The sequence below is a fragment of the Opitutus terrae PB90-1 genome, assembly GCF_000019965.1.
Taxonomy (GTDB): Bacteria; Verrucomicrobiota; Verrucomicrobiia; order Opitutales; family Opitutaceae; genus Opitutus; species Opitutus terrae.
This window is the reverse complement of record NC_010571.1, coordinates 2562292-2581936: the sequence shown is the minus strand read 5'-3', so window position 1 is coordinate 2581936 and position 19645 is coordinate 2562292. Positions and strand designations below refer to the sequence as shown.

The following is a 19645-nucleotide window of genomic DNA, read 5'->3' as shown; positions in this document are numbered from 1 at the left end:
GCGTGCGTGGGAGCGCGGCGTCCCGCCCGCCTCGCGTCAGCCCAGCCCCTTCAACAGCCGCTCGAGCTCGGCGCGCTTCGCCTGCTGGTCGGCCAGCTGCTTCTTCGCGCCCTCGAGCACCGCGGGCGGCGCCTTGCTCACAAATGCCTGGTTCGCCAGTCGCGCTTCCGTGCCGGCGATGTGCTTTGCGATTAGATCGAGTTCCTTCTTCAAACGCGCCTTCTCGGCGCCAACGTCGACCGTGCTCGCCAGGTCGAGATAGATCGTGCCGAGCGGCGTCACGATCGCCGGCGCGCCTTCGACCGACTCACGTCGCGTGATCTCCGCCGCGCCCGCCATCCGGGCGAGCTTCGCGAGATTGGCCTCGAGCGTGGCCCAGCCCGCATCGGTCGCGGTCACGAACAACTTCACGTCACGTCGGCTCGCGAGGTTGTGCTCCGCCTTCAAGGCGCGTGCCTGCGACACAAACGTCTTCAGTCCTTCGACCGCGGTGCTCTGCGAACGATCGAGCACGAGCCCCGCGCGCTGCAGCGCAGCACCGAATTCCGCCGCGGTTTCCAGCCGCGCGTTCTGGATGAATGCGCCCGGCTTCCTCGCGTCCACCGACTCATTGCCGGCATAGCCGAGCAGCCCCCAGAGCTCCTCCGTGATGAACGGCACGAACGGATGCAGCAGCAGCAATGTCTGGCGAAGCACGACATCCTGGATCGCGAGGCAGTTCGCCTTCGTTTCAGCGGCCTGCATCTTTGCCTTCGAGACTTCGACATACCAGTCGCAGAAATCGCCCCAGAAAAAGCTGTAGAGCGCCTGCACCGCCGCACTGAACTCGAACTCGCGGAAGCACCGCTCGAGCTCGGCCGTCGTCGCCGACAGTCGATCGAGGATCGCGTGATCATCGGCGTCGAACTTCGCCGGCTCGAGCCGTGCCGCAATCGCCGCCAGCGAGGCGTTGTCGCCGGCCTCGCCGCTCATCTGGCGGAACCGGCACGCGTTCCAGAGCTTGTTGCAGAAATTCTTGCCGCCCTCGATCCGGTCCTCCTGGAACCGGATGTCCTGGCCCTGCGGCGCGATCGAGATGATCCCGAAGCGCAAGCCGTCCGCGCCGTATTTGTCGATCAGCACCAGCGGATCGGGCGAGTTGCCGAGCGACTTCGACATCTTCCGGCCCTGCTGATCGCGAATGATGCCCGTGAAATAGACATCGCGGAACGGAATTCGCCGCTCCAGCGATTCGCCCGGCCGGACAAACTCCAGCCCGGCCATGATCATCCGCGCGACCCAGAAGAAGATGATGTCCGGGCCCGTCACGAGCGTGCTCGTCGGATAGAAATAGTCGAAGCCCGCCTGCTTCATCTCGGCTTGATCCGGCCAGCCCATCGTCGCGAACGGCCACAGCCAGGACGACGCCCATGTGTCGAGCACGTCGTCCTCCTGCTCCCAGTTCTGCGGATCCGCCGGGCCGTCGACCGACACGTGCCAGTTCTTCGGATCCGAGCGGTCGGCGCCTTTGCGATACCAGACCGGGATGCGATGCCCCCACCACAGCTGCCGGCTAATGCACCAGTCCTGGATGTTTTCGAGCCAGTGCAGGTAAACCTTCGACCAGCGCTCCGGGTGAAACTTGATGTGGCCGTCGCGCACCGCGGCTTTCGCTTCCTCGATCTTCGGATAGCGCAACCACCACTGTTCGGTCAGCCGCGGCTCGATCGGCACGTCCGCACGCTCGGAATAGCCGACATTGTTGGAATACGCTTCCTCCTCGAGCAGCGCGCCGCGCTCCTTGAGCAACTCCGCCGCGCGCTTGCGGCCGACGAACCGATCCATGCCCGCCAACTCGGAACCGGCGAGTTCGTTCAGCACGCCGTTCGGCTGCAGCACGTCGATCGCGGGCAGCTTGTGCCGCTGGCCGACTTCGTAGTCCACCTTGTCGTGCGCCGGGGTGATCTTCAGCGCGCCAGTGCCGAAAGCCCGATCGACCGCGTTGTCCGCGATGATCGGAATCTCCGCCGCGGGCCCGATCGGCCGCCGCACTTTCTTGCCAATGATGTCCGCGTAGCGCGGATCCTCCGGATGCACCGCGATCGCCACGTCGCCCGGAATCGTCTCGGGCCGCGTGGTCTTCACCTCGATGAACCGGCCCGGCTGATCGACGAGCTCGTAGCGGACGCGATACAGCGCGCCGTTCACCGGCTTCATGATCACTTCCTCGTCGGACAGCGCCGTGAGCGACACCGGGCACCAGTTCACCATCCGCTTGCCGCGGTAGATGTAGCCGCGATTGAAGAGCTCCACGAAGACGTGCAGCACGCGCTTCGAATAGGCCGGGTCCATCGTGAACGCGGTGCGATCCCAGTCGCACGACGCGCCGAGTCGCCGCAGCTGCTCGAGGATGATGCCGCCCTTCTCGTGCCGCCACTCCCAGACCTTTTCCAAAAACTTTTCCCGGCCGAAATCGTGCCGCGTCTTCTTCTGCTTGCGCAGCTCGCGCTCCACCACGGTCTGCGTCGCGATCCCCGCGTGATCCGTGCCCGGCACCCACACCGGCGACTTGCCCTCGAGCCGCGCGCGCCGGATCAGGATGTCCTGGATCGAATTGTTCAGCACGTGGCCCATCGTGAGCACGCCGGTCACGTTCGGCGGCGGAATGACGATGCTGTAGGCCGGCCGCGCCGGATCGACCTTGCTGGCGAAGGCCTTGGCCTCCAGCCAGGCGGCATACCACTTCTTTTCGACGTCGCGCGGTTCGTAGCTCTTGGTGATCTCGGCCATGGTCTTGCGGGTGCTAAAACCGCTGAGAAAACCGTCCGCCGGCAGCCGAGGCAAGTGGTTAAACGGACCCGAGCCCGTCCAGCGCCCAGAGTCCAGCGCTGAGCGCCTGATGGCCGAGGTTTTGCGAAGCCGGGCGCATCGCTCCGCCCGGCGCGTCCCCGGCGGGCCCGGCGGTTCCGCCCTACTCTCGATCCAACCGCCTGCTCAGCTTCCCCGCTCTCAACCCTCATCTCTCAACTCCACCCCCTCTCAACTCTCAACCCTCAACGCTCAACTCCCCGCCCGGCTCTCCGCTCTGGACTCTCAGCTCTTGGCTTCTTCTCAATTCCCCTCGCCCGTCGCGCGTTTTTGGGCAAAGTAACCGCTCTTCCCTTTCCATGTTCGTTCCGACCCCCGTCGCACCTGAAGATCCTCTGGCGTTCACTGGCGCCGCCACGCGCGCGGAGCGGCTCGCCGCGTGCAAGACCTATCTCGCCAACGAGAGACACCTGCTCCACGAGCGGCACAAGGCCGGCGCCTCCGGCCTGGAGATTGTTCACGCCTGGTCGGCTACGATCGATCACATGCTGCTGCGCTTGTTCGACGCCGCCATGCTGAGCCACCTGCAGGCGACCGGCGCCGCCAAGCCGCCCGTCGCCGTCGCCCTGATCGCCCTCGGCGGCTATGGCCGCGGCGAACTCAGCCCGTTGAGCGATATCGACGTGATGTTCCTCCTGCCGGCGAAAACGAAGCCCGCCGCGATCAAGCCGTTCCTCGAACACCTCACCAACGAGATCCTCTACCCCCTCTGGGACTGCAAACTGAAGGTCGGCCACTCGATCCGCAACGTCGACGAGGTCTTCACCGAGGCCCGCAAGGACATCCAGACCCTCACCTCGCTGCTCGAGTCGCGCCTCGCCGCGGGCTCGACTTCGCTCTACGAAACCTTCGAGCAGGCGTATCGCGCGTTCTCCACGACCGAGGACCCGAAGGGCTATATCGCCGCGCGGCTCGACGATCAGGCCCAGCGCCGCGCCAAATACGGCGACACCGTTTTCCTGCAGGAACCCGATCTGAAGAACGGCGTCGGCGGGCTGCGCGATTATCAGAACGCCGTGTGGATGGCGCGCGTGAAGCTCGGGATCACCCAGATCGAGGAGCTCGCCACCCAGAACTACCTTCGCCACGACGAGCTCGCCGCGTTTACCCGCGCCTACGACTTCCTGCTGCGGGTCCGTAACGAGCTCCACTTTATCAATTCCCGCGCCACCGACCTGCTCGATCTCGACCACCAGCCGCGCGTCGCGCGCCAGCTCGGCTACACCGAGGCCAACCTGCTCGTGCGCGTCGAGCACTTCATGCAGGATTACTACCGGTCCGCCCAAACGATCTTCCGGATCTCGAAGCTAATCGAGAGCCGGCTCGCGCTGACGATCGGTCGCGACGCCAAGGGCGGAAAGATTTCGATCCGGGACAGCCTGCTCGCCTCGCGCTTCCGCCGCACGAAGAAGATCGACGGCTTCGTCCTGCGCGGCAGCGATCTCGCCGCGGAATCACCCGCCGTGTTCGAGCAAGACCCGGTCCGGCTGATTCGCGTGTTCCGGCACCGGCAGCAGCTCGACTGCGAGCTGGACTTCAATCTCGGCACGCTGATCCGGCAGTCGCTGCACCTGCTGACGCCCGACGTGCGCGCGTCGCAGGACGCCAACGTGAGCTTCCGCGCGATTCTGTCCGAGCCGGGCGCGGTGTTTCCCGCGCTGAACCTGATGCACGAGCTCGGCGTGCTGAACAAATTTGTCCCCGAGTTCGCCGGGCTGACCTGCCTGGTGCAGCATGAGTTTTATCATCGCTACACCGCCGACGTGCACACGCTCGAGGCGGTCCGGCAGCTGGACCTGATCTTCACCGAAGCCGAACCGATCACCCTCAAATACCGGCAGGCGCTGCACGAAACCTCCGATCCGGCGCTGCTTTACCTGACGCTGCTGTTGCACGACATCGGCAAGTCGGAAGGTATTAAAGGCCACGCCGAGGCCGGGGCCGCGCTCGCCGCGCCGATTCTGGAGCGGCTCGGCGTGTCGCCCGAGGGCCGCGAACTCGTCACGTTCGTCATCAAGAATCATCTGGTGATGGCACGATTCTGGCAGAAGCGGGACGTCGATGACCCCCAAACTGCCGCCGCTTTTGCCGAGATCGTGGGCGATGCCGAGCGTCTGCGGAACCTGTACGTCCACACGTTCTGCGATGCCCGCGGCACCGCGGCCAGCTTGTGGAACAGCTACAAGGACACGTTGCACACGCGCCTCTTCCTCGCCACTTTGGAGCACCTGAACCTGGGCGAAGCCGTTCACGCCAACTACGAAAAGAAGAAGCACATGACCCAACAGGAACTCATCGCCCGCACGATCCCGGGCGTCGCCACGGAAGAGATCGTCGCGCATTTCGGCCTGCTTCCTGACCGCTATTTCATCCAGACCGAGCCCGACGAAATCTCGCTCCACATCCGGATGGTGCACCGGCTGCTCAAATCGATCACCACCGCCGACTCCGTCGGCTCGCTCAAGCCGGTGATCGAATGGCAGGACGACCTCAACCGATCCCTCACCGTCGTCAATGTCGTCACGTGGGATCGCGCCGGCCTCTTCTACAAACTCGCCGGCGCGTTCAGCGTCGCGGGACTGAGCATTCTCGGCGCGAAGATCATTTCGCGTTCGGATCACATCGCCATCGACACGTTCTACGTCGTCGAGCCGGGCCGCGGCGTGGTGCAGAGCGCCGCGGCGCAGGAAGCCTTTGCGCGCACCATCGAGGCGGCGCTCGTCTCGAACAAGGATCTTTATCCCGATATCGTCGCGCAGGCGAAGAAACTCGCCGCCAGCCGCTACACCGGCGTCGTCAACGGGGAGGCGCTGCACACCGCGTTTCCGCCCACCGTCGAGGTGTATCACGAACTCGCCATGCAGCGCACGATCGTCGAGATCCAGGCCCGCGATCAGATCGGTCTGCTCTACCGGCTCGCCAAAATCATTTCCGACCAAGGCTTCGACATCACGTTCGCGCGGATCGGCACGGAGCGCGGCGTCGCGATCGACACGTTCTATATCGAGAGCTCCGAAGCGGGCCAACCGATCGACACGCCGCGGCTGCAGGTTCTCCGCGACGCGCTGACCGAAGCGATCAAGCCGGAAGCCGCCGCCGTCGCGACGGTATGACGGGGGCAGCGCGCTACAGGATGTAGCCGGGGTCGTTGACCCCGGCCCGGCCTCAACGAGGCCGGCTACATGCGTTCAGCGAAACCGTGGCGCACATTTCGGTTTGTTCCTCGGTTCCGGACCGCTCACTCTCGCTCCGTCCATGTCCACGCCCGCCGATCCGCGTGCCCTCTCCGCCCTCTACCGGCTGACCTCGCTCGCTCGTCAGGCCGAGGATCCGCATTCGGTGCTCCGCGACGCGCTCGAGGTGCTGGTGTCCACATTCCAGGCCGACGCCGGCTCGATCGCGTTGTTCAACCCGTCGACCGGCCTGCTCGAAGACGAGGTCCAGCACGGTCTGCCGCCGTCGGCTGATCCGTCCGGTTTGAAGCTCGGCCACGGCATTACCGGCTGGTGCGTCCTCAACGCCCGCTCGCTGCTCGTGCCGGACGTCTCCACCGAGCCGCGCTACATCGCCGAGCGCTCCGCCACGCGCTGCGAAATGGCGGTGCCCATGCGCGACGGCGAACGCGTGATCGGCGTGGCCAATCTCGAGAGCGACCGCCGTGGCGGGTTCTCGGCCGAGGATCTCGCGCTGCTCGAGCAGCTCACCGCGGAAACGACACATCTCGTCCTGCTGCTCTGGCGCACCCGGCACCTGCAGGCCAAGGCGCGGCAGTTCGAAACGCTGCTCTCCTCCGGCCAGTCGCTCGTGGCCAAGCTGGAGAAACAGGAACTCTTCGCCACGCTCACGCGCGATACTCGCGAGATGATGCAGGGGCGCAGCTGCGCGCTGTTCCATCAACCCGCGGACGCTGCACTCGTCCGCTGCGTGGCGCAGGATCACGCGGACGCAACCACGCCGGGAATTCCAGCCGGCGACTTGCCGATCAAGAGCTCGCTCGTCGCGGCGGCCTTTCACACGAAGCGGCAGGTCGAATTCTCCGACGTGCAATCGCCCGGGTTCGGTGGGCTCGCCGATCTGCCCGACGACCCGACGCTGCATTCCGCGCTCTACACTCCGCTGCTGCACGAGGGCGAGGTGTTCGGCGTGCTCGCGGTGTTTCTCGATCGCGTGCACCGGTTCGACGACGACGAGAAACGCGCCTGCGCCAGCCTCGCGAGCCTGGGCGCCGTGGCGCTCCAAAACGCCCGGCTCTACGCGCGCGTGTTCGAGAGCGAGGAAAAGCTGCGCAAGAGCGAACAGCTCACCACGCTCGGTCTGCTCGCGGCGGAGATCGCGCACGAGATCCGGAATCCGCTCACCGTGATCAAGCTGCTCCACGGCGGACTCGGGCTCGATTTCCCGCCCGACGATCCGCGGCGCACCGACGTCCGCGTGATCAACGAGAAACTCGATCAGCTCGAATCGATCGTGTCCCGCGTGCTCAACTTCGCCAAGGCGCCCGCCGCGCTGCACTCGCGCTGGTCAGTCGCGGACATGATCTCCGACACGCTCGTGCTCGTCCGCCCCAAGCTGGCGCAGGCGCACATCCACCTGAGTTTCCAGGCTCCCGCGCAGCCACTCGTCGTCGACGCACACAAGGGCCAGCTCCAGCAGGTTCTGCTCAATCTGATCTTCAACGCCACCGAGGCGATGACGGCCACAAGCGTCCCGTCGACTCCCGAGCCGCCGCCAGCGCGCCGCGAGCTGTCGATCGCCGTTGGTCAGGAACTCCGCGGCTCTGTCTCCATGGTCACGATCGACGTGACCGACAGCGGCGCCGGCATCGCGCCGGAACTGGCCCCGCGGATTTTCGATTCGTTCCTGTCCGGACGCACCGGCGGCACGGGACTCGGGCTCGCGATCGCCAAGCGGATTCTCGAGAGCCATCATGGCGAAATCACGCTTCGAGCCACCGGCCCCAGCGGAACCACGATGCGCGTCACCCTCCCGCTGGCGAAAAGCTAGCCCATCCCGGCATGTCCTTCGAATCGCCGCCTCCTCCAGATTCCACCTTGCTCCGCCAGCGTCGCGTGCTGCAGATCGCGATCGTGGTTCTGATCGTCGGCGCAATCGCGATCGCCGGGTTCGTCCCGCGCATTCCGCTGCCCGTGCGACTTTTTGTTGCCGCCACCGATCTGATCGCCGCCGCCGTCCTCTGGCTCGTCCTGCGGCAGAAGTTCAGGCTGTAGGCTACCTCGTTGAGGTGGCTCCGATCCAGCCAGGTCACCGACCTGGCCTACAATGTAGCTGCTCGCCCGCTCGCCGTCAGCCTCCGGCTCTCAACTCTCACCCCTCAACTCTCATCTCTTCCCGCTCTCCGCTCTAGCCTCTCAGCTCTGGGCTCTCCGCCCCCCCGCCTCACTTCGGCTGCAGCTTCAAATCCACCATCAGATCGGCCGCGATCTCCTCGAGGTCGGCGCGAACCGCCGCGAGGCTCGCACCGGCCGGCACGAGTACCGTTGCCCGCGCTTGAAACAACGTGCCGCCGCCCATCGGCGCCGCGACGCGCTCCGACGCGAGATCCTCCACGTTGAGTTTGTGCTTCGCCAGCACGGCGGAAACGCTCCGCAAAATCCCGGGCCGGTCGTGCCCAACGAGTTCGATTTCTGCCAGGCTGCCGTTCGCCGGCGCGATCGCCGCACGCTCCGTGTGGAGGATCACCTTCAACCCCTGCGGCTCGAGCCCGGCCAGCGCGCGCGTCAACTCCTCCGCCCGCTCCGCCGGCACCTCGGCGCTCACGATGCCGGCGAATTGTCCCCCCAGCCGGCACATCCGGCTCTCGAGCCAGTTGCCACCGTGATCCGCGATGCAGGCCGACACCAGTTGCACGAGGCCCGGCCGGTCCGGACCGATCACGGTCATCACGAGGGTTGCGAGCATGACGCGACCGTGGCCGCCCTCCGCCCGCACGGCAATTCCGGAGTGCACATGGGCTCCCCCTCCCTCCTCAATCGTTCTCGTTCTCTTTCTCTTTCTCGTTCTCCCGGTTGAAGGAGGATTGAGAGAACGAGAGAGAGAACGATTACGATTACGAGAAAGAGAAGATCCCCGAGCGACGCCTACTTCAACCACCCCGACGCCTTCATCCAGTCCACCACGCGATCCGGCCAGGTGGTCGCGGTTACCTGTGTGCGCCGCAGCCCGAAGCCGTGGCCGCCCTTCGGATAGAGGTGCATTTCCACCGGCACGTTCGCCGCCTTCAACGCCCGGTAATATACCAACGCATTCTCCACCCGCACCGGATCGTCCTGCGCCATCGTGATGAACGTCGGCGGCGTGATCTCCTTGGCAACGTGCACCTCCGGCGCGAGCACGGTGCCATCGGTGTCCCGCGGCGACAGTCCGCCCGGGTAAACGAGCACGACAAAGTTTGGCCGACTGCTCACCGCATCCGCACCGTCCACCACGGGATACGTGCGCTCGTCCGGCTGATTGCCCAGCATCGTCGACAAATGTGCGCCCGCCGAGAACCCCAACGCGCCGATCCGCTGCGGATCGATCCCGAACTCCGCGGCCCGCGACCGCACGATCCCGAGCGCGCGTTGCGCATCCTGCAATGGCGCCGCATAGCGCGGCTGTCCCGGCCGCGCTGGCACGCGATATTTCAGCAGCGCGGCCGTGACACCGATCGAGTTCAGCCACTCGCACACTTCCGTGCCTTCGAGATCCATCGCGAGGATGTGATAGCCGCCCCCCGGCGCGACCAGGATCGCCGCGCCGGTGGCTTTCGCCGGATCCGGCGAGTAGATCGTCACCGTCGGCTCCGACACGTTACCGAGCCGGATGATCTTCCGGCCGGCGATCAGCCCGTCCGAGGGCTGGTTGAGATCGGCTTCAGGCGGAAGCCCTCTCGTGTCGCCCGGCGGCTGACCCGGCCAGAGCTTGATCGTCGTCGGCTCCGGAGAACCCAACGCGACCGCGCAGATTGCGACGCCCAAGGCACAGCACGAAAGCAGCGTCTTCATAGAAGCGAAACGCAGCGCAGCAGACCCGAGCGCCACCCGCAACGTCAGATCCCGCCTTCGCGGCACCGCTTCCAGTCCGCGCGACGGCCGTGCACCACAAAAACATTGGAGTCGGTTCGCCCCGACCGCTAAGCAGAATCGGTGTCACTCTCCCCGCCCACCGTCCGGCCTTCGCTTCTCACCGCGGCGGTGTGCTGCGTGCTTTTCGCCTGCACCGTGCTGCTGTTCAGCCGCGGGCTGAGCTACGACTTCAGCAACTACGACGATCCCGCCTTCGTGACGAACAACGTCCACGTTCAGGCCGGCTTCACCAAGGAGAGCCTCGCCTGGGCCTTCACCGGACAGGCGGACTACTGGCATCCGCTCACGTGGCTGTCGCACATGCTCGACTGGCAGTTGTGGCGCGACAACGCCGGCGGACATCACCTCACCAGCGTCCTGTGGCACGCGCTGAACGCCGTGCTCGCGTTCCTCGTGCTGCGGCGGTTGACCGGCGCGCCGTGGACGTCCGCGTTCGCGGCGGCCCTGTTCGCGTGGCATCCCTTGCGCGTCGAGTCGGTGGTGTGGATCACCGAACGCAAAGACGTGATGAGCGGCTGCTTTTTTCTGCTCACGCTCTGGGCGTTCGCGGCCTATGCGCAGCGCCGTGATGCTCACAGCGGCCGGTCCCTGCGTCCGTCGCAAACCGACCCGCACGCCGTTCCGGCGGAGGCGCACCTGGGTGCGCCCTCGATCCCATCCGCGCCTGCGCGCCCCTGGCCATTTTATCTGCTCACGCTCGGGCTGTTTCTCGCCGGGCTGATGTGCAAGCCGATGCTCGTGACGCTGCCGGGCGTGCTCTTTCTACTCAACGTCTGGCCGCTGCGCCGCCTCGATCTGAGCGTGCTCGATCGCGCCATGTGGCGCCGCACCGGCCAGCTGTTGTTGGAACAGGTGCCGCTGCTCGCGCTCTCGCTCGCGATCGCCACGGTGACCGTGCTTATGCAGCAGACGCAGGGCGCGTTCGTCCTCGATTTGCCGTTCGGCGCGCGGCTCGGCAACGCGGTCGTGTCGATCGCCCGCTATCTCGGCAAGTTCCTCTGGCCGGCCAACCTCACTGTCTGCTATCCGCATCCCGGTCACTGGCCGTGGCTCGTCATCATGGGCGCGACCGCGCTCGTGGTTGTCGTAACCGCCGTCGCCTGGTGGCAGCGTCGCGCGCGGCCATGGGTATTGGTCGGCTGGGCCGGCTTTCTCGTCGCGCTGCTCCCCGCGCTCGGACTCATCCAGGTCGGATTCCAAGCGATGGCCGACCGCTACACCTACGCGCCGATCCTGCTCCTGCAGCTCGCGCTGCTCTGGACTCTCGCCCCGCTGCTCGCCGCGCGACCGTTCGCGCGTAAAACCGCGGCGGTGACCGCCGTCGCGGTACTGCTCGGCGGTGCGATCCGCACGTGGGAGCAACAAGCGGTGTGGCGCGATCCAACGACCCTTTTCCGGCACGCGCTCGCGGTCACCGAGCGCAACGAGGTCGGACACGCGCTACTCGCTTACACGCTCGCGACGCAGAGCGAGTTGGAGGAAGCGGCCATCCACAGCCGCCGCGCACTCGAGCTGAATCCGCGCAACCGGACGGCGCTGTTCACCCTCGCCAGCGTGCTCGAACGTCAGGGCCACGCCGGCGACGCCGCCGAGCTTTACCGCCGCGTGCTGGAGCTGAACCCGAAGGACAGCGACACCGAGTATCGACTCGGATTACTCCTGCTGCGCCAGCGCGACCCCGGGGCGCAGCAACATCTCCACGCCGTGGGCCAGAGACATCCCGAGCTCGTGCAGCAACGCATCGCCGAAGGCATGGACCACACGCTGCACGGACGCGCACACCTCGGACTCGCCCAGTTCGAGGTCGCGCTCGCGCTCAATCCGGATGAACCGGCCGCGCATTTCGGCGCTGGGCTGGCGCTGGCCCAGCTGGACCGCGACGACGACGCGATCACTGCGCATCGCAACGCGCTCCGGCTGCGCGCCGACTATCCGGAAGCGCACACCGAACTCGGTCTCCTGTTGCTCAGCCGCGGTGAGCCCGCCGAGGCCGAGACGCATTTTCGCGCCGCCCTCCGCTCCGCGCCCGAACTCGCGACAGCGCACCTCGGACTCGCGCGGGCGGCGGAGCAGCTGGGCCGGGCTGACGAAGCAACGGCGAGTTTCACGCGCGCCGTGGAGCTGGCGCCCGACAGCCCGCTCGTGCAGCGAACGGCCGCCCAGGCCTTCGCGCGGCGGCAGCAGTTCGCCGCCGCCGTGGAGCACTACCAGCGCGCCATCGAGCTGCAGCCACAGGATGCCGCGCTTCGCGCCGAGCTCGGCTATGCGCTGATTCTCAGCGGTCGCCGCGCGGATGGCATTGCGGCGTGGAAAGCCGCGCTCGCGCTCGACCCCACCCTGCCCGGCCTGCGCGAGCGGCTCGACCGGCTCGAACGAACCGAGGCGCGATAGCCCCGCGCGGCCTGCGCCGCCGGTCCCATGCCAATGATCGTAAGACGAACATTGGCGCAGGACGGGTGGCGAAGAGCACGGCGGACTGCAGCTTGGCGACATCTCTATTCAGATCCAATTGCAGCCCTGTGCCTGAGCACAGGGAACGATGTCGCTTGGGTGGGAACATGCGCGTTGCTGCGGCATTCGATAATCTGAATGGATTCGCTAAGGTCAGGGTGCGGGGTTTCGCGTAGACTGGGTTTATGCCCCTGGCCTCCTCCGTGACCGTCTTCCCCAACCCGTCCGCCGTCATGCCTTCGCCACGCCGACTCCCTCGTTGCCTGCGGCGAGCGATCGCGCTCGTCGCCGGATGCCTCGCCCAGCCTCTCGCGGTGTTCGCGCTGAACACTCCGAATCACCCGTTGCTGAATTTCCAGCCCAGCATGGGCAACATCATGGAGCTCGCACGCGACGGCCGCGTGGCGTCGATCTACGTCGACACCGCCGACTGGCCCGGCGTCGTGCGTGCCGCGGGCGACTTGCAGACCGACATCGCGCGCGTGACCGACCTCACCCCCGCGATCACGCACGACGCCGCCAATCCCGGTACGCGGCTGATCATCGTCGGGACGATCGGCCGCAGCCAATTGATCGACCGCTTGATCGCGGAAGGAAAGATCGACGTCTCCCGCGTCCGCGGCAAATGGGAGTCGTTTCTCATCCAGGGTCTGCCCGGCGCGGTGCCAAACGGGACCGCCATCGTGATCGCCGGCAGCGACAAACGCGGCACGATCTTCGGCATCTACGATCTTTGCGAGCAGCTCGGCGTCTCACCCTGGCACTGGTGGGCCGATGTCACTCCGCCCAAGCGCTCCGAGGTCTACGTGCTTGAAACCGCCTATGTCCAAGGCGAGCCGTCTGTAAAATACCGCGGCATCTTCCTCAACGACGAGGCGCCGTCGCTGACGAACTGGGTCTTGGCGAAATACGGCACCGCCACGCCGAGCACGAATCCGCCGGTGCCGGGCGGGATCGCGAACTACGGCCGCGAGTTCTACACGCGGATTTTCGAGCTGCTGCTGCGGATGAAGGCCAACTACCTCTGGCCCGCGATGTGGAACAACGCGTTCAACGAAGACGATCCGGAGAACCCGCGGCTCGCCGACGAATACGGCATCGTCATGGGCACGTCGCACCAGGAGCCGATGCTGCGCGCGCAGAAGGAATGGGATCGCCGCTACGGCGCCACCCTCGGCTCATGGAACTACGCCACGCAGGCGTCGACGCTGCAGGCGTTCTGGCGCGAAGGTGTCCGGCGCAACCGGAACTACGAAAGCATTATCACCATGGGCCTCCGTGGCGCCAACGACACCGAGATGGCGCCGGGCGGACCCGAAGCCAACCGCGCACTGCTCGAGGAGATCGTCCGCGTGCAGCGCACGATTCTCGCCGACGAGGTGAACCCCGACGTCACCCGCGTACCGCAGGTATGGTGCCTCTACAAGGAAGTGCAGGATTACTACGAGGCCGGCATGCGCGTACCCGACGATGTCACGCTGCTCTGGGCCGAGGATAACTGGGGTGATCTCCGCCGCGTTCCCACTGCGGACGAGCGCGCTCGCCCGGGCGGCGCCGGCATTTACTATCATTTCGATTACCACGGCGGCCCGCGCAGCTATCAGTGGATCAACACCAGCCCACTGCCGAAGATCTGGGATCAGATGGCGCTGGCGAAACAGTATGGCGCCGACCGGATCTGGATCGTGAACGTCGGCCATCTGAACAAAAGCTACGAGCTGCCGATCGAGTATTTCCTCAGCCTCGGCTGGGACGCGCAGCACTGGACCGAATCGAACACCGACGATTTCACGCGCGGCTGGGCCGCACGAGAGTTCGGTGGAGAGCACGCCGCGGAAATCGCCGACATCGTGACCCGTTACACGCGCTACAATGCCCGGCGCAAACCCGAGCTGCTCTCGCCGACCACCTACAGCCTGGTGAACGACCGCGAGGCGGAAACCGTCGTCGCAGACTACAACGCCCTCGCCACTCGCGCGGAAGCGGTGTTGAACGCGCTGCCCGCGAGCAAACGCGACGCGTTTTACCAGACCGTGTACTTTGCCGTGAAATCCTGCGCGCTGGTGAACGACCTCTACGTCACCGCCGGTCGCAATGCGCTCTACGCCGCGCAAGGTCGCGCGAGCACCGCCGCGCAGGCGGCGCGCGTGCGCGAGCTGTTCGCGCAAGACATGGCGCTGAAGAACAATTTCAACACCACGTTCGCCGGCGGCCGCTGGGCGCACTTCATGGATCAGACCCACCTCGGCTACCTCAATTGGCAGGATCCGCCGACCGATAGCTTGCGTGCGATTCCGCTCGTTGAACCCACGCCGGCAGCGGCGGCTGCGCTCGGCGTCGCGATCGAGGGCTCAGCGTCCGCGTGGCCCGGCACCGCCGGCCAGCCGGCGCTGCCGCGGTTCGATGCGCTCAACCGGCAGATACGCTGGATCGAGGTGTTTAACAAAGGCACGGACGCATTCGCCTTCACCGCGACTGCGAGCGCGCCGTGGATCGTGCTCAGCGAAACCACCGGCTCGGTCGGCGCCGATCGTCGGCTCGCCGTGAGCATTGACTGGTCGGCCGTGCCCGCCGGCTCGGCGACCGGCACGGTGCGGATCACCGGCGCCGGCGCGGAGGTCACCGTTGCCGTCGAAGCGCTCAACCCTGCGGGCGTCAGCCGCGACACGCTGATCGGGTTCGCGGAAAGCGCGGGGTTCGTCGCCATCGAAGCCGAGCATTTCACCGCGAACCGCGCGAGCGGTGATCGGCATTGGCTGAAGATCGAAGACTACGGGCACACGCTTTCCGGTCTGCGCGCCACCGGTCCGGTCGACGCCGAACCCGCCATTCCCGGCACGAACGCGCCGTGCCTCGAATACCAGATGCACACGTTCTCGACCGGCCCGGCGAACGTCACGGTCACCGTCGGACCGACGCTGAACTTCCTGCCCGGCCGACCGCTGCGCTACGCGATCTCTGTCGACGACGAAACGCCGCACGTCGTCACGCTGGTGCCTGCGGGGTATCGCGCGCAGAACGGCAACGCCGACTGGGAGGAAAGCGTGCGCGCCAACGCGCGGTTCGGCCGATCGACGCACGCGTTCACCGCCGCTGGCACGCACACGCTCAAGGTTTGGATGATCGATCCCGGCGTCGTCGTGCAGAAACTGCTGGTCGATTTCGGCGGTGCGCGGCCGAGCTATCTCGGTCCGACGGAAAGTTATTTCGCCCCGGTGCCGCCGCCCGCCACCGTCTCCACCGCTCCGCAATCGCAGGCGGTCGCGCTCGGCAGCACAGCGACGCTCACCGTCGAGGCCGCGGGCCACGGACCGTTCACCTATCAGTGGCAGAAAGACGGCACGGATCTCCCCGGCGCGACGAGTTCCACACTCACGCTCACCGGTTTCGCTGCGACCGACGCTGGTCTGTATCGCGTCGTCGTCACGAATCCGGGTGGCAGCGTGACCTCGGCTGCCGCGACGGTGCGCGTCGGCACGAGCCGCGTGATGAACATCTCCGTGCGCGGCAAGGCGGGCACCGGCGATCAGACGCTGATCATGGGCTTCGTGCTCGCTGGCACCGGCAACAAAACGGTGCTGCTTCGCAACAAGGGTCCCACCCTCGCGACCTACGGCGTACCGGGTACGCTGGTGGATCCCGAGCTGGAGTTGTTTCGTGAGTCAACGAGCGTCCGCCAGAACAACGACTGGGCCAGCGAAACGGCCGCGTCCCCGGCGTTGTTCGCGCGGCTGGGAGCGGGCCCGCTGCTCGACGGCTCGCGCGACGCGGCGCTGGTCGCGGCGCTCCCGGCCGGCGTTTACTCGGCGCACGGCCGCGGACTCGGCGGCACGACTGGCATCGCGCTCGTCGAAGCGTTCGACGCCGATGCGATCGAGAGCGGCGTGCGGTTCACCAATTTTTCCGTGCGGAACCAGGTCGGCGTTGGCGACGAGATTCTGATCGTCGGCTTCGTGCTGTCGGGCGACGCGCCAAAACGTTTCCTCATTCGCGGTGTCGGGCCTTCGCTGCCAAGCGACGTTTCCGGCGTCCTCCCCGATCCGGAGCTGACTGTCTACAACGCGTATGGCTCGCCCATCGCCGAGAACGACGACTGGGACAGCTCCGGCCCGCTGCCCGCCACGTTCACCGAACTCGGTTCCTCGCCGCTGCCGCTCGGCTCGCATGATGCCGCGCTGATGATCAGCGTCGCACCGGGCGTTTACTCGGCGCACGTTCGCGGAGCTGACGACACGATGGGCGTGGCGCTGCTCGAGGTTTACGCGATGCCGTGACGGACGGTCGAGCGAGCCGCCCGCGAGCCACACGATCCAGCTCGCCGGACGCCTCCCTCCACCGGCTGAAACGCAGCCTCAGAGCAAGCAAACGCGCGTATGCGTCAGCTGATCACGAACACCTCGTGATCGACGATCCGCGTCACCTCGAACTTCACCCACTCGCCCGTTTGCTCGAACGTGCGGCGTTCGCCGCTGACAAGCGAGACGAGATTCTCCGGCTTCGATCTCGTTGCGAACCGCACCGATACCATGAACGGTCCGACCGCGATCAATTCGTGCACGGGCGTCCGCCACGTGCCGGCGTTGGTCAGGTTCACCAGATGCAGCACGAGCCGGTCCGGGGCCGATTGCTGATAGAGATGACAATGGATAAGCCCGGCGCCCTCGACCTTCAGCGGAATGTCGCCGCGCGACGTCCAGCGGACGAGATTCGCGAGCAGGTCGCCGTGATCTGGGAGATTCTCACGTGCGAACCGACGATCGAGATCCGCCGGCAAATACGCGATCCGTCCGCCGGCGGCGTTCTCACGCAGGACGAGGCCGGGGATGTCCGTCCGCGGCTCGTGCATCCAGACGGATTCCACCGGCGACGTGGGCACGGCGGGCACGAACGTGAGCGGCACCACGCCCCCTGGCTCCACCGCGAGCGGTTCGAGCATCCCGCCGAACGCCAGGATGTCCGTTTGCTCAAATCCCCGCAGGACCTCGTGCCGCTCGCCTGCGATCTCGGGCTCGTCGCCGCTGCGCGGTCCCGGGATGCCGGCGCGCAGTTCCGGATGCAGCCGCAGATAGGTTTGCGTCCAGCGTTTCGCCCAGCGCGTGCGCACCGGCTCGTCGCGAAACGCATGCCGCGGCGGCAGGTGCACGCCCAGCACGTCGGCCAACGCAAAATCGTCGCGCGCCTCGCCCCACTCGTCGCTGAGCGAGCTGAGCCCGGTCGCGAGCAGGTTGCCGCCCGCCGCGACGAATCGCCGCACGGCCGCGACTTGCGGATCCGACATTGCCCCGAGATTCGGCAGGATCAGCAGCTTCAAGCCGAGCGCCCCGACTTCGCGATCGAGGTCGTCGACGTGCACCGGCACGTAGGGAATCCGCGCGCGGATCAGCGCCTGCATCCAGCCATTCCACGGATCGTCGACGTGCGCGCCGCCGTCGTCGCGGCCAAAGAAGTCCATGTTCCGCTGCGACCAGACCAATCCCACCGTGACGCGCGGCCGGCGGTGGACGAGATAGGCTTCGTTGCGGCGATGCCATTGCCAAAGCGGCTCGGCCGTTTGCAGCATCCGACGATCCTGCTGATCCGAGCCGACGTGATGCCACCATGGCTGCACTCCACCCGCGACGCCTTCCAGAAACCACAATCGCACCTCGGGTTCCGGTTTCGCCGCGAGCCGGAAGTTATGCTCGGTGAGGTGGTACATCGCCATGCTTTCCGGGATCACCTTGTCCCAGCCACCGACGCCGCGGATCCGTGCACCGATCTCGCCGTTGTGCTGAAACCCCTCCGGATCGAACCGTCGTTGATCGTCCAGCATCACCAGCTCGGTGCGGCGGTAAATCTCGCGATCGTCGCGGAACACCCGCGCCTGCCAGTTCTGCGATCCCGCCATCATGCCAACCCACAGGCACTCCGGTCCACCAGCCTGGCGCGTGGCGTGGTTGAACTGCTCCCAGATCTCCGTTCTCCGTTCGTAATTCCACCGGATCCATTCGCGATAGAGCGGCGAGTTCCAGTCGGGCTGCCGCGGAATCGCCGCGCCCGTGCGCGCGCGAAACAGCTGCTCGCAGTTCCCGCAAAAACACGGCTGATCCCGCATCGGGCCGTTCCAGTTGTTGTCGGTGAACCCCTCCGGACGGTAGCGCGTCGCCACCTCGTGCAGGATCGCCGGAATGTGCTCGTGGTAATACGGGCTGTTCACGCACGCCACGTAGAGCCCCGTGGCCCGGTAAGGCTCGCCATTCGCATCGCGCGCGAACCAGTCCGGATGCGCCTGATAGAACGTCGCGTCCGCGCGGTTCGAGTCCATCCGCGCAAACACCGCGAGTCCGTCCGCGTGGGCCGCCGCCGTCAGTTCGCCGAACAGATCACGGCCGTTCATGTGCGCCGCCCGCCGGTGCAGCGGCACGGAGGTCGGATAATACGCCACGATGCCACCAGCGTTGATCACCACGCCCTGCACCGCGGTGCGCCGCCAGTGTTCGCGCCACCACACGGTGTCGAATCGCTCCACGTCGATCTCGGTGAGATTCGTCTGCCCCCAGCGCAGCGCGCGCTGATACCAGGGTTGCGCGACGGCGGCCTTGCCGGCGGTTCCTTCACCGGCGACGAGCCGCCAGTCGGCCAACGTTACCAGCGCCGCCGCGCCCGCGAGTTGCTGCAGGAACTGGCGGCGCGAAAAATCGCGTGACCGGGCGTCGCTCATCAGAGGACGCAGCTCAAACCACTCACCCGCCGCGCGCAACGCGGAAGGCAGCCATCACCTCAGCCGGGCCCAGGACCAGCCGCGCACTCACTCGCCGGCTCGCGTGGCTGCAGCAAATCCCACCGGTTGCCGTAGAGGTCTTCGAACACCGCAACGGTGCCGTAAGCCTCCTCCCGCGGAGCGCGCACGAATGCGACGCCCCGGGCGAGAAAGTCCTCATAATCGCGGCGAAAATCGTCGGTGTGGAGAAAAAGCCAGACGCGTCCTCCCGCCTGATCGCCCACGCGCGCCTGCTGCTCCGGGGTCGTCGCTCGGGCGAGGAGCAGCCGGCAACCGCCCCCGCCGCGCGGCTCGACCACGACCCAACGCTTCGACTGCGTTTCGATCCATCGGTCCTCCACCTTCGCAAACCCGAGGCGGCCGACGAAAAAGTCCAGCGCTTCGTCGTAGTCACGTACCAGCAGCGAAACCAGCCCGATCGATTGCTTCATGCCAGTGCTCGCCAGAGCGAAGCAGCCGCGCCCCGAAGACAAGCCGCGAATGAAGCTCACGCTCCGCGGTC

The 19645-nt window shown here is 66.4% G+C and carries 10 protein-coding genes; 5 read left to right on the top strand and 5 right to left on the bottom strand.

The annotated features are described in order from the left end of the window. Positions 1 to 36 precede the first annotated feature (36 nt). Complete coding sequence (locus tag OTER_RS10145) at positions 37 to 2769, bottom strand: valine--tRNA ligase (RefSeq protein ID WP_012374826.1); 2733 nt, start codon at positions 2767 to 2769, stop codon at positions 37 to 39. 377 nt (positions 2770 to 3146) lie between these two features. On the opposite strand from OTER_RS10145, the gene glnD reads away from it, so the two are divergent. From glnD to OTER_RS25810, 3 genes are all read left to right on the top strand, one after another. Continuing rightward, positions 3147 to 5960 (top strand): [protein-PII] uridylyltransferase, encoded by a 2814-nt coding sequence (gene glnD / locus OTER_RS10140; protein ID WP_012374825.1) that lies wholly within the window; start codon positions 3147 to 3149, stop codon positions 5958 to 5960. A 142-nt stretch (positions 5961 to 6102) separates the two neighbouring features. Beyond that, entirely contained in the window at positions 6103 to 7851 is a 1749-nt protein-coding gene (locus tag OTER_RS10135; protein ID WP_012374824.1) for a GAF domain-containing protein, read from the top strand. Between the two features lie 11 nt (positions 7852 to 7862). Next, positions 7863 to 8075 (top strand): hypothetical protein, encoded by a 213-nt coding sequence (locus tag OTER_RS25810; RefSeq protein WP_012374823.1) that lies wholly within the window; start codon positions 7863 to 7865, stop codon positions 8073 to 8075. A gap of 169 nt (positions 8076 to 8244) precedes the next feature. Here the strand turns inward: OTER_RS25810 and OTER_RS10130 are convergent, their stop codons facing one another. Both OTER_RS10130 and OTER_RS10125 read right to left on the bottom strand, forming a co-directional pair. Beyond that, positions 8245 to 8766, bottom strand: a complete 522-nt coding sequence (locus OTER_RS10130) for a glycine cleavage system transcriptional repressor (protein WP_012374822.1) — start codon at positions 8764 to 8766, stop codon at positions 8245 to 8247. A 179-nt stretch (positions 8767 to 8945) separates the two neighbouring features. After that, complete coding sequence (locus OTER_RS10125) at positions 8946 to 9851, bottom strand: alpha/beta hydrolase (protein ID WP_012374821.1); 906 nt, start codon at positions 9849 to 9851, stop codon at positions 8946 to 8948. A gap of 141 nt (positions 9852 to 9992) precedes the next feature. Between OTER_RS10125 and OTER_RS10120 the strand changes: the two genes are divergently transcribed. Next, entirely contained in the window at positions 9993 to 12323 is a 2331-nt protein-coding gene (locus OTER_RS10120; RefSeq protein ID WP_012374820.1) for a tetratricopeptide repeat protein, read from the top strand. Between the two features lie 245 nt (positions 12324 to 12568). Then, positions 12569 to 16657, top strand: a complete 4089-nt coding sequence (locus tag OTER_RS10115) for a glycosyl hydrolase 115 family protein (RefSeq protein ID WP_012374819.1) — start codon at positions 12569 to 12571, stop codon at positions 16655 to 16657. Between the two features lie 104 nt (positions 16658 to 16761). Here the strand turns inward: OTER_RS10115 and OTER_RS10110 are convergent, their stop codons facing one another. Beyond that, positions 16762 to 19083 carry an alpha-amylase family protein gene (locus OTER_RS10110; protein ID WP_012374818.1) on the bottom strand — a complete coding sequence of 774 codons (2322 nt, stop codon included), beginning with the start codon at positions 19081 to 19083 and terminating at the stop codon, positions 16762 to 16764. A gap of 59 nt (positions 19084 to 19142) precedes the next feature. Continuing rightward, positions 19143 to 19574, bottom strand: a complete 432-nt coding sequence (locus tag OTER_RS10105; RefSeq protein WP_044891693.1) for a VOC family protein — start codon at positions 19572 to 19574, stop codon at positions 19143 to 19145. Positions 19575 to 19645: the final 71 nt, after the last annotated feature.